The 13,445-nt window shown below is 55.4% G+C and carries 12 protein-coding genes; all 12 read left to right on the plus strand.

The annotated features are described in order from the left end of the window. The first annotated feature begins 165 nt into the window (after positions 1–165). The 12 genes from FLT43_RS26885 to FLT43_RS26940 all read left to right on the plus strand — a co-directional run bounded on the left by FLT43_RS26885 (position 166) and on the right by FLT43_RS26940 (position 13,441). Positions 166–690 (plus strand): Crp/Fnr family transcriptional regulator, encoded by a 525-nt coding sequence (locus tag FLT43_RS26885; protein ID WP_087442961.1) that lies wholly within the window; start codon positions 166–168, stop codon positions 688–690. 131 nt (positions 691–821) lie between these two features. Then, positions 822–1,112, plus strand: coding sequence for a spore coat associated protein CotJA (locus tag FLT43_RS26890; protein ID WP_373994918.1), 291 nt, complete (start codon positions 822–824; stop codon positions 1,110–1,112). Then, the gene (locus FLT43_RS26895) at positions 1,109–1,384 is read left to right on the plus strand and encodes a spore coat protein CotJB (RefSeq protein ID WP_087442962.1); all 276 of its coding nucleotides are present in this window, start codon (positions 1,109–1,111) and stop codon (positions 1,382–1,384) included. Before FLT43_RS26890 ends, FLT43_RS26895 begins: the two co-directional genes overlap by 4 nt. A 48-nt stretch (positions 1,385–1,432) precedes the next feature. Then, the gene (locus FLT43_RS26900) at positions 1,433–2,002 is read left to right on the plus strand and encodes a manganese catalase family protein (RefSeq protein ID WP_087442963.1); all 570 of its coding nucleotides are present in this window, start codon (positions 1,433–1,435) and stop codon (positions 2,000–2,002) included. 250 nt (positions 2,003–2,252) lie between these two features. Next, complete coding sequence (locus FLT43_RS26905) at positions 2,253–3,278, plus strand: cysteine peptidase family C39 domain-containing protein (RefSeq protein WP_087442964.1); 1,026 nt, start codon at positions 2,253–2,255, stop codon at positions 3,276–3,278. A gap of 43 nt (positions 3,279–3,321) precedes the next feature. Further along, a complete protein-coding gene (locus tag FLT43_RS26910) occupies positions 3,322–7,785 on the plus strand; it encodes an amino acid adenylation domain-containing protein (protein WP_258558740.1) in 4,464 nt (1,487 codons plus the stop codon). A gap of 16 nt (positions 7,786–7,801) precedes the next feature. Beyond that, positions 7,802–9,331 carry a serine hydrolase domain-containing protein gene (locus tag FLT43_RS26915; protein ID WP_087442966.1) on the plus strand — a complete coding sequence of 510 codons (1,530 nt, stop codon included), beginning with the start codon at positions 7,802–7,804 and terminating at the stop codon, positions 9,329–9,331. Beyond that, positions 9,332–10,063: a thioesterase II family protein gene (locus tag FLT43_RS26920; RefSeq protein ID WP_087442967.1), complete on the plus strand. Its 732-nt coding sequence runs from the start codon at positions 9,332–9,334 to the stop codon at positions 10,061–10,063. It abuts the gene before it with no gap. A gap of 3 nt (positions 10,064–10,066) precedes the next feature. Then, on the plus strand, positions 10,067–10,921 hold the full coding sequence (locus tag FLT43_RS26925) for a 3-hydroxyacyl-CoA dehydrogenase family protein (protein WP_087442968.1): 855 nt from the start codon (positions 10,067–10,069) through the stop codon (positions 10,919–10,921). A gap of 13 nt (positions 10,922–10,934) precedes the next feature. Continuing rightward, positions 10,935–11,999, plus strand: coding sequence for an HAD-IIIC family phosphatase (locus tag FLT43_RS26930; RefSeq protein WP_087442969.1), 1,065 nt, complete (start codon positions 10,935–10,937; stop codon positions 11,997–11,999). 5 nt (positions 12,000–12,004) lie between these two features. Continuing rightward, entirely contained in the window at positions 12,005–12,256 is a 252-nt protein-coding gene (locus tag FLT43_RS26935) for an acyl carrier protein (RefSeq protein WP_087442970.1), read from the plus strand. Positions 12,257–12,259: 3 nt separating this feature from the next. Next, positions 12,260–13,441: an acyl-CoA dehydrogenase family protein gene (locus FLT43_RS26940; protein WP_087442971.1), complete on the plus strand. Its 1,182-nt coding sequence runs from the start codon at positions 12,260–12,262 to the stop codon at positions 13,439–13,441. The last annotated feature ends 4 nt before the right edge of the window (positions 13,442–13,445 follow it).

A 13,445-nucleotide genomic window follows, 5' to 3' on the forward strand; every position in this document is an offset into this window, starting at 1 on the left:
TCTGCTTATAACCTCATTATACGAACCTGCGTTCTATTTTATAACTAATATAGCGAACAAACATTCTGGTTTCAATGGGTAAATGATGGTGGAAGGGGTCAAAATGGTTTACAATAAAAACAGAGGAAAAGGAAAGAGCCGGGATGGAAGAAGGAGTGAGCAGGAATGAAGATTACACTGCATCGCGGGGAGATATTATTCCGCCAAGGCGATCCGGGCACGTATCTGTACCGGATTGTGAGCGGCTTGTTCAAAGTGACCCGGCTGCATGAGAACGGGAACATCGTGCTGTTCAATATATTGTATCCGGGCGAGATGGTGCCGCATCATTCCCTTATCTCCCCGAAGGATTGCCATGGGACGGCGACGGCTATGGTAACCGGCACGGTCGAGCGGATAGAAGCGGAGGCGTGGTATGAGGAGCTGCGGAACGATTCCGGGAAAGCGCTCGAAGTCGCCAAGCTGCTGCAGGAGAAGCTTCGCTTCATGCAGCAGCGGCTCGATCATCTGACGATTGGATCGCCCGCCGAGCGGCTGGCGCTGCTGACCCGGTGGCTGGACAGCATGACGAACAAGACCCCGCTTACCGATATGCTGACGCAAGAAGAGATCGGGCAGCTGATCGGAGTGCGGCGCGAGACGGTCAACCGTCTGCTCCGGCAGGGCGACAATTCCATGACGAAGCGATGAACGGGCAAGCCGTTCAGCAGCCCCATTGCTGCTGAGCGGCTTATTTCCTGTCATGGGACATTCCAGATAGCTCATATGAGTAGGAAGTAAAGCGTTATTTATCCGTTTGATAAAGGAGGTTACCGAGCATCATGGAGAACGAGCAAGCGCGTGGCTGGGCCGAGCCGGCAGCGATGCCGTCCGCATGCGGGCCGGGAGCGCATTCGCAGGAAAGGTACTATATACCGTTCCGGGGGCCATGGGATCCTTGCCCGCCGCTGCCCTACAAGACCTATGTCGTGCCGCCGAACTTGTTCATTACGTTTCAGCCCCCGAATTTGCCGCAATTCCCGCCGCCGCAGGCGCTGCGGTGCGGAACGCTGTGGCCGGCATTATTCAGCCCTTATCGGCCGAAGGGCAGACGGGAGGAGGGAACGGCTTGAGCACACATGGCACGCACCCGTTCTGCACTCAGGAGTACTATGACAGCCTGCTGCAGCTGCAGGAAATCGATTTTGTGCTGATCGAGCTGAATCTGTATCTGGATACGCATCCCGAAGACAATCAGGCGATCCAGCAGTTCAATCACTATGTTCATGAACGAATGAAGGTGGCGAGGCATTTCCAGGAGAGGTTCGGCCCCCTGCAGGCTGGCGGCTTCTATTCGAAATGCCCTTGGTCCTGGACAGACACGCCGTGGCCGTGGCAGGTGTAACGGAAGTCTCGAGGAAGACGGGGAAGCAACGTGAGGAGGGAAGCGGCATTGTGGGTATATGAGAAGAAGCTTCAATATCCGGTTCGCGTCAGCAAATGCGATCCGCGCATGGCTAAGCTGCTGCTGGAGCAGTACGGCGGAGCCGACGGGGAGCTGGCGGCGGCGCTTCGCTATTTGAATCAGCGCTACTCGATTCCGGATAAGGTCATCGGCTTGCTTACCGATATCGGGACAGAGGAATTCGCCCATTTGGAAATGATTGCCACCATGGTATACAAGCTGACCAAGGACGCGACACCGCAGGAATTGGAAGCGGCCGGACTCGGGGCGCATTATGTCTCCCATGACAGCGCGCTGTTCTATGAAAATGCGGGCGGGGTGCCCTGGACGGCGGCCTATATTCAGGCGAAGGGCGATCCGATCGCCGACTTGTACGAGGATATCGCTGCCGAGGAGAAGGCGCGGGCGACGTATCAATGGCTGATCGATATGACGGATGATGTCGATTTGCAGGACGCTCTGAAATTTTTGCGGGAACGGGAAGTCATTCACTCGCTCCGGTTCAGGGAAGCGGTGGAGATTTTGAAGGAAGAGCGGGATGCGAAGAAGATATTTTAACACGATAAGGTGAAGCCGGTGCCGCCAAGGACGCCGGCTTTTTGTTTATGGCGCAACGGACACAATAACGTCAAGAGATGATGTGAAATAAATGTTAAAATAGTTAGTCTATATTGACAAGAATAAACATCTATGGGAATATTATTTCTGCACATGACAAAAAGTAGAAAACCGACGATATTGAAGAAAATTATATTATGTTTCATTTTATTACATAATATTGAATTTAAGAGAGAGGTGGCTTGCCGGTTTGGGTGTCAAGGAACTGGAACTCGTCATTCCGCCCATTGTTGGGTATCAGTATGTGGCCTACCCCCTATGCACGGCGCTCGCCCGCCAAGAGGCCTTGCCGTGGTTTTACAGCAATTTCATTCACCTTTATTGCCATCAGGATCTTGAAGGAGAACGTGCTTCCCGATCCGTGCCGCTGACATTTTACGGAGAGGATTTCCTGCGGTGTCCGTGGCTAACTACACAAAAACTGGAGCGGGAATACGTGATTGATTCGCATCCAGAAATTGTCGATTTTTTAGTAAATAGTATCAATTCCGGCTACACGATTTCTCTCTATGTCGACGAGTTCTATATCCCCCGCAGACGTGTATATCGCCAGGTACACTACGCCCACGATATTCTGGTGTATGGTTACGATGACGGCAAGAGAGTATTCTTCGTGCTCGGCTATGACGAGGAGATGCAGTTCCGCAAGACGCTCGTGCCGTTTCATGAAATGGAGCAAGGCTTCCAGCATCTCGAATGGACGGACCGCTACGAAGAGCAAATCTATTTATACAAATTCAATAGAACCGGAAGCTACAGCCTTGATCCCGCATTCATCCAAGAATCGCTGGAACAATATCTGTCCGGCTGCGATGTCTCCTGGCGCCACCGGGGGACGGCCGATCCATGGGAGCGGGCATTCGGCGTCAACGTATATCCCGCATTAATTCGCAATATGCCGGCGCTGGTGCGCAAACGCGATATTCGGCCTATCCACATTTTGTGGGAACATAAAAAGACGATGGGAATGCGCATCGACTATTTGAGCGAACGCCAGCTTCTTCCACCGGCATTTACAGGGTGCTTCCGGCCGATAGAGGAGCAAGCTTTTGCTCTGCGGCATGTACTGATGAAGTACGCCTTGACCGGAGACGATGCCATTCTGGAGCAAGGAATCAATGAGATGACTTCCATTATGGACAGCGAAAAGCAGATCTTGGAGTCCGTGGCCGAAGCGCTGGAACATCGCATTGCTCCTCAACCATCCGTAACTTAACCGATTGGAGGTCATTTCTCTGGAAGCGTCCACGCTGTACCCGTTGACACATCCGCAAAAGCGAATCTGGTATGTGGAAAACATATACCCGGGCACGAGCATTCACAACATCGGAGGACTTATCAAAATTTACGGCCCTGTTGATTTTCAGTTGCTTGAGGAATCCATCAATCTGTTCGTCAAGCACAACGACGCCATCCGCATCCGGCTAATCGAACGGGACGAGGCAGTGTGGCAGACCGTGACAGCGTATCGAAGACGAACGTTTCCGTTCATCGACTTCACGGATCGTTCCTCCGGTATCGATGTCGATGCCTGGGTCAGCGCGGAGTTCGCCAAGCCGCTGCCGCTGGACGGGGAATCTCTGTATGAGTTTGCCCTCGTAAAAATTAGCGAGACGGAAAGCGCATATCTGACGAAAGTCCATCATATCATTTCCGACGGATGGTCTTTTCAATTGATGACCACGCACATCAACCAAATTTATACGCAGTTGATGCAAGGGCAAGCAGTTCAGCAGGAAGACCGGCCCAGCTATGTAGACTATATCGAACGAGAGCATGCCTATTTGTCGTCTTCCCGCTTCACGAAAAATAAACACTACTGGCAACAAAAATTCGAGAGCGTCCATGACGTTGCCTTGCAAACGACGGCAAGCGGTACCACAGGCCAACGTCAAAAATTCCTGATCAGCCCGCACACTTCAGAAGCCATTCGCTCCTTCGTCCATACGCATCGAATGTCGCTGAACACCTTTTTTATAGCAGCGATGCTCATTTACCTCCACAAAGCAACTCACCAAGACCGCATCATGATAGGCACACCTGTATTGAATCGTACCGGAGCCAAGGAAAAAAACACATTCGGCATGTTTACCAGTACGATGCCGTTCCTGGCTGACATCGAACGCGATACATCATTCTCCACGTTCCTACATAACATCAATCATGAACTCATCCAATGTTATTTTCATCAGAAATATCCTTACAATTTGCTCGTGCAGGACCTTCAGCTTCAGAAACGGGGATTGGATCAACTATTTCAAGTATGCGTGAACTATTACAATACCGCATTCGATCAGAGCTTCGGCCCCGGATGGAAAATGCAGCAAATCGAAGCGCATAACGGCAGCCAATTGTATCCCTTGCAGCTCATCGTCACCGAATGGTCGCCGAATGAAGGGCTGGAGCTGTATTTCGATTATAAAACAGGCGATTATACGGATTCGCACATCGAAGAGATGTACCGTCGCCTGCATTATATAGCCGATCAAGTCGTAAGCCGTCCGGAGGCCGCCATCCGCGATGTGCAGCTGCTGCTGCCAGGGGAGCGCACGGAGCTGCTATACGCCTGCAACCGGACGGATCGTGAATATCCCGTGTCCGCAACGATATTGCAGCTGTTCGAAGAACAAGTCGAACGGACACCGGACCGCATCGCCGTCGCCTGCGACGGGCAAACACTCACATATGAAGAATTGAATGCCCGGGCCAATCGGCTGGCCCGCATGCTGCTGAAGAGCGGGATTGGCCCGCATACGCCAGCGGCCGTCATGGGGCGGCACTCGCTCTCGATCGTGGTCGGAATATGGGCGGTCATCAAGGCGGGAGCTGCGTATCTTCCGATTGACCCCGATTACCCGCAGGAACGGATCGAATATATATTGCGGGACAGCGGGGCTGCGCATCTGCTGACGCACGGCAGCGAATGGGAGCGCTTGTCGTATGACGGCGCCGTTATTGACCTCGATGACGAACGAATGTACGAAGCCGACGGGAGCAATCTGCCGGGACAGGGAGCGGCAGACGATTTGGTCTATATCATTTATACCTCGGGTTCCACGGGGAACCCGAAAGGGACGATGATCGAACACCGCGGCTTGGTGAACTATATTTGGTGGGCCAGCAAGACATATCTTCGCGCCCCCGACGAAGTTGTTGCCCTGTATTCTTCGATTGCATTCGATTTGACGGTGACTTCCATCTTTATGCCGTTAATTAGCGGCCACCGGATCGAAATCTATGAGGATAACGGGAACGAATTCATTATTCACCGTATTTTACGCGACAACAAGGCAACGGTCATCAAGCTGACGCCGGCACATCTGGCACTGATCAAAGACGTCGATTTGAGCGCATCCGCCGTCCGGACATTCATTGTGGGTGGCGAGGATTTGAAGTGCGCGCTCGCCCGTCACATTCATGAACAGGCCTGCGGCGGAATTGCTATTTACAACGAGTACGGACCGACCGAAACGGTGGTCGGCTGCATGATTTACCAGTTCGATCCGGAACGGGACAAGGGATCATCCGTGCCGATCGGGCAGCCGATTGACAATGTGCAAATTTATTTGCTCGATCAGAGGCTGGAACCGGTCCCGAACGGGACAATGGGCGAGCTATATATTTCGGGGGACGGCGTCGCCCGCGGCTACTTGCATAGACCGGAACTGACGCAGGAGCGTTTTGTGGACAACCCGTTCCTGTCCGGCAAGAGAATGTACCGGAGCGGTGACTTGGCCATGCGGCATCATCATGGCGATATCGTATATCTGGGGCGAAGCGATCACCAAGTGAAAATAAAAGGGTACCGCATTGAAATGGGGGAAATCGAGCATCAGCTGCTTGCCCTGCCCCCGATTGAAGAAGCGGTCGTGGTGGATTGGACCGGGGAAGACGGGCAGCAGCATCTCGCCGCTTATTTCGTTGCGGCGGGGCGGCTTACCGCTTTGGAACTGCGGATGAAGCTGGCGGAGGTACTGCCTTCCTATATGATTCCGGCCTATTTTGTCCGGCTCGATCAACTGCCGCTTACGCCGAACGGCAAAGTCGATCGCCAGCGTTTGCCTGCTCCGGAGCAGGCGCCTGAACAGCACGATGCCGATGCATCCGGTCCTCTTGCGGCGTTATTGACGGATATTTTCAAGGACGTGCTGCAGGCGGATCATATCGGAGTTCACGACAATTTTTATCATATGGGCGGCGATTCGATCAAGGCGATCCAAATTGCATCGCGAGTTACCGCAGCCGGCTATAGGCTAAAGGTGCAGCAGATTTTGAGCTACCCGGTTATCCACGAGCTGGCCGCGCTGATGGACATGAATCAGTCTGAACCGGTTGCGCAAGGCCCGTGCACAGGGGCGGTCAAGCCGCTGCCGATCACGTCCTGGTTTTTCCGCCAGCCATGGAGCAACCCGCACTACTATGCCCAATCGATTCTCGTTCGCCTCAAGCATCCGGTCACGGCGGCGCAGCTGCAAGACGCGTTATACGAGCTAATCCAGCATCATGACGCATTGAGGCTGCAGGTTGACGAAGCGGCCGGAATCCTGGAATACCGGACTGTCGAGCGGGATGACGTGGAGATTGCCTGCTGCGATCTTGCCTGTCATTCGGAGGAGGAACGGCCCGCGGAGTTGAAGCAGCGCGCCGAGTCGTTCAAAGCGAGTATGCGGCTCGGACAAGGTCTGCTATTTAAATCGCTTTTATTCGATGAAGGCGTACAGGGACAGTCACTTTTGCTGACGGCGCATCATTTGGTCGTCGATGGGGTATCTTGGCGTATTTTGCTGGAGGACCTCGATCGGCTGCTGCAATCGATGCTCGGCGGCCCCCGCTTGCCATTGCCGGACAAAACGCATTCCGTCCAGGCGTGGGCAGACGCCATCGAAGCGTACAGCCGCGATCGGGCACTCGAGCATTTGGCATACTGGCAGTCGGTCTCCGCCGAGGCGGAAGACAGCTTGACTGCCGACTTCCCCGCAGCTGACGATCGGCATGCCGTATGCGGCACGCTGGTCAGGGAACTGTCCAAGGAAGAGACGCACAGGCTCCTGCGGGAGGCCAATGCCCCGTTCCGCACGCAGACAAGCGAGCTGCTGGTTGCTTCCTTGGCCATGGCGCTTGGCGGCTTCACCGGCAAGGAGAACATCACGATCGAGCTGGAGGGACATGGGCGCGAGGAGTTGTTCGACAGCCTGGACGTGTCCAGAACGGTCGGCTGGTTCACTTCGATGTATCCGGTCAACCTCCGCCTGCCTGGCACAGAGCTTGCCGGCATCATCAAGAGCGTCAAGGAACAGCTTCGCTCCATTCCGAACAAGGGAATTGATTATGGCATCATGTCATACATCTCCGGCCTCATCCCGGAGGGGGGCAGGAGCTTGCTTCGCTTCAATTACATGGGGGAGATCGACAATCATCTGCAGAGCCCCGTGCTGGAAATTGCCGATAAGGACACGGGAAGCGATAGCTGTGCGAGCAACCGGCTGACTTGCTTGGCCGATGTCGTGGCCATCGTGATTGACAACAAGCTCCAAGTCCGGCTGGCATACAGTACGGCCAAGTTCAAGCCGCAGTCGATGGAGGCGTTCATGGATGCTCTGATGCAGCGGCTGATTGGAGTAATTAGCCTGTGTGCGGAGACGGGGCAGTCCTACTTTACGCCATCCGACTTCGAGACGGTGAAGCTCACCGAAGACGAGCTGAACGTTCTCTTCAGTTCATGAGGGGAGAAGGAACGTGATGAAGAAGCTTGCCGTTTATCTATTTATCGCGGCGCTGCTTATCAGTCCGGCAGTGCTAGCCGCCGAAGAGGGAGCTCCTTCTCCGCCAGGGCGGCCGGTTGCGGACGAAGCCGCTATTGAGCGGTTCGTGCAGGCCGAGCTGGAGAAGGCGCACAGTCCCGGCGCCACGGTTGTCATCGTGAGCGGAGATCAGGTGGTCTATGCGAAGGGCTTCGGGCTGGCCGATCGGGAGGCCGGAATTCCGGCAACAAGCTCGACTTTGTTTCAATTGGGCTCGACCTCCAAAGCGTTTACCGGCTTGGCCTTGCTGGAACTGGAGCAGCAGGGATCGCTCCGGCTCGACGACCCGATCGCCCGCTACCTTCCGTGGCTCCAATTGAATTATGAAGGGGAGCCGGCCAAGGTGACGCTCGCCCAACTGCTGCATCATACGAGCGGGGTGCCGTTCTCCTCGATCGCGTCGATTCCGGCGGATTCGGGAGAGCAAGCGCTGCAACGCACGGTGCGGGCTCTGTCGGGAACCGAACTGGATACCATTCCGGGAACCAAGTATCAATATGCCACCATTAATTATGATGTTCTGGGCCTGATTATCCAGGAAGTATCAGGCATGTCTTATGAGGCCTATATGTCCCGAATGCTGCAGCGGCTTGGATTGAATGACACCGTACCGTTGGCGCAGCTGAACGATCGCCAGCAGCTGGCCGCAGGCTACAAGATCGGGTTCGGTTCGCCGCGGAGGTATGAGGCTCCCGAGTACAGGGGGAACACGCCTGCCGGCTACTTGATCTCCAATGCGGACGATATCGGGCGGTGGCTGCTGCTTCAGCTGGGAGCGGCCGGCATATCCGCAAGCGACCGGGCGCTAATCGAACGGTCGCACCGGCCCGATACGACCGTGGGGCCGGATGAGAATGGCGCTTATTATGCCGCAGGGTGGTTCGTGTCAACCGACGGGATGGAACTTTCGCACCAAGGCTCCAACCCCAACTTCTCGTCATATGTCATCATCCGGCCGCAGGAGCGGCTTGGCGTAGGCGTGCTTGCCAATATCAATTCCGCGTACACGTTTCACATTGGCACCGGCTTGATGAGTCTGCTGCGGGAACGGGAGCCGCCGCCTGCCCAGGCCGACTTCTACCCGCAGCTCGACAGGATGGCCATGGTTGGGCTGGCGATCATTGCCGTCAGCCTGGTTGTTACGGCAGCGTCTGCGATTCGCATCCCGCTCCAATTGCGCCGCAAGCGGCGCGCCTTCATCCCGCCGCGGGGAAGGCGGCTCGTCGTCATCGGCGCCGCAACACTGATAGCGGGCGCATGCTTCTGGGGAATCGGGAACCTGCTTGACAAGGTTTTGGCGGGCCTGCCGCTCGATGTAGCTGCGGTATGGTCTCCCGTCAGCGTCATCTGGTTCATCTATGCGTTCTACCTTGCCGTTGGAATCGCCTTCCTGTTCTTTGCCGCGGTCTGGCTGATGCCCAAGGTGAGGCGTCCGCCCCTGCCCATCCCCGCTGAGGAGGTGAAGTAAATGAAATGCAAGCTGTTTTGCCTGCCCCATGCCGGCGGTTCCGCTACCATCTACATGCGGTGGAAGCGTTACCTGCGCGACGGCATTGAATTGCATCCGCTTGAGCCGGCCGGCCGGGGAAAAAGATTGGCTGAGCCCCATTACGGCAGCCTGGATGAAATGATCGACGATTTATGCGGATGCCTGGAGCAGCAATTGGACGGCTCCGACTTCGCTCTCTTCGGTCACAGCATGGGAGCGCTTGTCGGTTACGAACTGGCGCATGCCATCAAGCGGAGAAGGGGGCGGGAACCGGTTCATCTTTTCGTATCGGGAACCTATCCTCCCCATGCCCAGAAGATCAACATCCTCCATTCGCTGTCTGACGACAGGCTGCGTGAGGAAATCAAGCGGTTGGGAGGAACCGAGGGAGAACTCCTCGAGCGGGAAGATCTGCTGCGGCTGTTTTTGCCGGTGCTGCGCAGAGACTTGGAGTTGGTCGAGACGCACCGCTTTGAGGATAAGCCGGATCAGATTCACTGCAATATGTCCGTGCTGAGCGGCACAGAAGATAGGGCCACCGCCGGCTACAACCTGTCGGAGTGGTCCAGATATGGCAGCCGGGCTTGTCGTTTTTATGAATTCGAGGGAGGCCACTTTTTCATTAATGAACATGTCGTTCAGGTGGTGTCGCTCATCAATGAGGCATTATGCAGTCCACAATTTCAGATGTCCGCAAAAAAGGAGCCGTGAACCATGATACAAACCGTTGGAGTCGTCGGAGCAGGTGTAATGGGAAGCGATGTCGCCCTGGATCTCGCTTGCTACGGATACGAGGTGGTGCTGAAAGATATCAGCGAGGACGCCGTGCGGCGGGCGCAGGAGAAGATACGAACCGATTTCCGGCTGTTGAAAATGGTCAAGCCGCAGGCGAAGCAGTTGGCCTTGGAAGATGTGCTCGGCCGGATTACGTTCACGACGAGCTATGACGGCTTCGGGCGCGTCCAGTTCGTCATCGAGAACATTACGGAGGATTGGGAGCGGAAGAAGACGGTGTACACGGAACTGGCGGAGGTATGCGGCATCGATGCGTACTTTGCTGTCAATACGAGCTGCATCTCCATTACGAAGGTAGGCGCGTTGATGCCCAGACCGGACAAGGTCATCGGCATGCATTTCATGAACCCGGTCCCGATGAAGGAACTCGTGGAAGTCATTCGGGGAGAGCACACGTCGGATGAGACCGTAGCTTGCGGAGAACAGTTTTTGCGCTCGTTCGATAAAGTCCCCGTAGTCGTCAACGATTTTCCCGGCTTCGTGACGAACCGCGTTCTCATGCTGACGATTAACGAATGCGTATGGGCGGTTCAGGATGGGGTAGCCGAGCCGCAGGATGTGGATAAAATTTTCCGCCTCGGCTTCGGTCACAAAATGGGGCCGCTTGCCACCTGCGATCTGATTGGCCTGGATACGATCCTGAACTCCCTGCTCGTGCTGTATGACAGTTACAAGGATCCGAAGTTCCGGCCCTGCCCGCTGCTCGTGAAGATGGTGGATGCCGGATATTTGGGCAAAAAATCGGGAAAAGGATTTTTCGATTATGACAAGTAGGGAGGAAAAGGCGATGGACCAGGCCGCGGAAAAGGTCAAGGAAGTGAAGTGCGTCGTATGGGATCTCGACCATACGATGTGGGACGGCATTTTGCTGGAGTCGGGCGAGGTCGCGCTGAAGCCGCGCATCCGGGAGATTCTGGCGGAACTGGACTCGCGGGGCATCCTGCATTCGATTGCGAGCAGGAACGATGCGGAGCACGCGATGAGCAAGCTGCGGGAATTCGGCGTTGAATCGTATTTCCTGTATCCGGAAATCAACTGGAATGCGAAGTCGGCATCGATCGAGAAAATATGCGGCAACTTGAACATCGGCAAGGATACGATTCTGTTCATTGACGATCAGCCCTTCGAACGCGACGAGGTGCAAAGCGTCCATCCGGAAGTGGCCTGCATAGATGCGGCCGAATACGGCACGCTGCTTGATCATCCGCGTCTCAACCCCCGCTTCATCACGGAAGACTCGAAGCGCCGCCGCGCCATGTATATCGAGGACATGCAGCGCAAGCAGGAAGAAGAGGAGTTTACAGGTCCCCAGGATGCGTTCCTGAAATCGCTCGGCATGCGCTTCGTCATCAGCGAGGCCAGGGAGGAGGACTTGAAGCGGGCGGAGGAGCTGACCGTCCGCACCAATCAGTTGAATGCGACGGGTTATACCTACAGCTACGAGGAACTGGACAGGATCAGACAGTCTCCGGACTATATGCTGCTGGTGTGCGAGCTGACGGATAAATACGGATCCTACGGCAAGATCGGTCTCGCTCTCATCGAGTTGAAGGAGAACTGCTGGCATTTGAAGCTGCTGCTTATGTCCTGCAGAGTGATGTCGCGCGGCGTGGGCACTGTCATGCTGACCCATATTATGCAGCAGGCCAAAATGGAAGGGAAAACGCTGCTGGCAGACTTCAAACAGACCGATCGCAACAAGATGATGTATGTCACGTACCGGTTCGCCAATTTTGTCGAAGTCTCCAACGACGGCCAGGGAAATATTTTATTCAAAAATGAGTTGAATCAAATTCAACCGTTCCCGCCTTACATTGAGGTGAAGGTGACGGTTGCAGGGAGAAAGGGGTAAACGCGATGGAAATCAAGCAAAAAATCCGCGAGTTCATTGAAAGCAATCTGGTTGTATTCGAGGATGAGGCCGTCTTCTCCGACGATGATAATATTTTTCAAATGGGCTTTGTCAATTCTTTATTCGCAATGAAGCTGCTTGGCTATATCGAGCAAGAGTTCGGGATTACAGTCGGGAACGAGGATTTGGATATCGCCAATTTCAGCACACTCAACAACATCGTCCGTCTCATCGCAAAGCATATGCAGGAGGTATAAGGGATGAATGCTCATACATGCTCGTCTGCCGATCAAGTCGTAGAGGAGGCCAGACAGTTCGCTGCCCGGGAGGTTCGGCCGCTAGCCGGAGAGATTGACGCCAGCGGGGAACTCCCCCGCAGCCTGATTGCCAAGATGGGCGAGCGCGGGTATTTGGCGGCCAGTTGGCCGGAGGAGTACGGCGGCTTGGGGCTGGATCCGGTGGCATATGGACTGCTGACGGAGCAGATCGGCAAAGCGTGCAGCAACACGAGGGCGCTGCTGACCGTGCAAACCTCGCTGCTGGGAGAGACGATGCTGAGGTTCGGCACCGAGGCGCAGAAGCAGCTCTGGCTGCCGCAGATGGCGCGGGCGGAGAAGCTGGGGGCGTTTGCCCTGTCCGAGCCGCTTGTGGGCTCGGATGCCAAAAGCGTACAGACGACTTACCGGAAAGAGGGCGCGCGGTACATATTAAACGGCAGCAAGAAATGGATATCGTTTGCGGCCATCGCCGATTTTTTTGTCGTCATCGCCGCAGATGCGGCCGGACACATCACGTCATTCATCGTCGAGCGCGAGCGCGAGGGGGTGCGCGTCATCCCGATGGGCGGCATGCTTGGCAACCGCGCGGTCCATATCGCCGAGATTCAGTTCGATGAAGTGGAGGTTCCGGCTGACAACGTGCTCGGCAACGTTGGAGGAGGCTTTACCTATGTCGTCTCCACGGCTCTTGATCATGGCCGCTACAGCATTGCATGGGCAGGGGCGGCCATCGCGGCGGAAGCGCTGGAGGCGATGGTGACGTATGCGCGGTCGCGGTCGCAATTCGGCGAGAAGCTGCACCATTTCCAGTTGGTCAAGGGGATGATAGGGGATGCGGTCACCAAGGTTCATGCCGCACGATCGCTCTGTCTCAGCGCGGGGGAACTGCGCCGTAACGGGGCGGAGGACGCAATCCACCAGACGACGATCGCCAAGTATTTTACATCGAAAATTGCGGTGGAAGTGACGAACGACACCGTGCAAATTCATGGCGGCAACGGTTGCCGCAGCGATTACCCGGCAGAACGGTTGTTCCGCGAAGCCAAGGTGCTTGAAATTATCGAGGGCACGAGCCAGATTCAACAACAGGTCATTGCCCAATACGGCCTGCGGAAGTACGCGGTGAAGAAGCAGGGGGCAGGTCAAGCGGGAAGGGAGGCGTGAAGGC

The organism is Paenibacillus thiaminolyticus (assembly GCF_007066085.1).
Lineage (GTDB): Bacteria > Bacillota > Bacilli > Paenibacillales > Paenibacillaceae > Paenibacillus_B > Paenibacillus_B thiaminolyticus.

Coding starts and splice junctions, on each gene's coding strand:
- FLT43_RS26940 (WP_087442971.1), top strand. CDS start 12,260: ATGAATGCTCATACATGCTCGTCTGCCGATCAAGTCGTAGAGGAGGCC.
- FLT43_RS26925 (WP_087442968.1), top strand. CDS start 10,067: ATGATACAAACCGTTGGAGTCGTCGGAGCAGGTGTAATGGGAAGCGAT.
- FLT43_RS26930 (WP_087442969.1), top strand. CDS start 10,935: ATGGACCAGGCCGCGGAAAAGGTCAAGGAAGTGAAGTGCGTCGTATGG.
- FLT43_RS26915 (WP_087442966.1), top strand. CDS start 7,802: ATGAAGAAGCTTGCCGTTTATCTATTTATCGCGGCGCTGCTTATCAGT.
- FLT43_RS26885 (WP_087442961.1), top strand. CDS start 166: ATGAAGATTACACTGCATCGCGGGGAGATATTATTCCGCCAAGGCGAT.
- FLT43_RS26935 (WP_087442970.1), top strand. CDS start 12,005: ATGGAAATCAAGCAAAAAATCCGCGAGTTCATTGAAAGCAATCTGGTT.
- FLT43_RS26920 (WP_087442967.1), top strand. CDS start 9,332: ATGAAATGCAAGCTGTTTTGCCTGCCCCATGCCGGCGGTTCCGCTACC.
- FLT43_RS26890 (WP_373994918.1), top strand. CDS start 822: ATGGAGAACGAGCAAGCGCGTGGCTGGGCCGAGCCGGCAGCGATGCCG.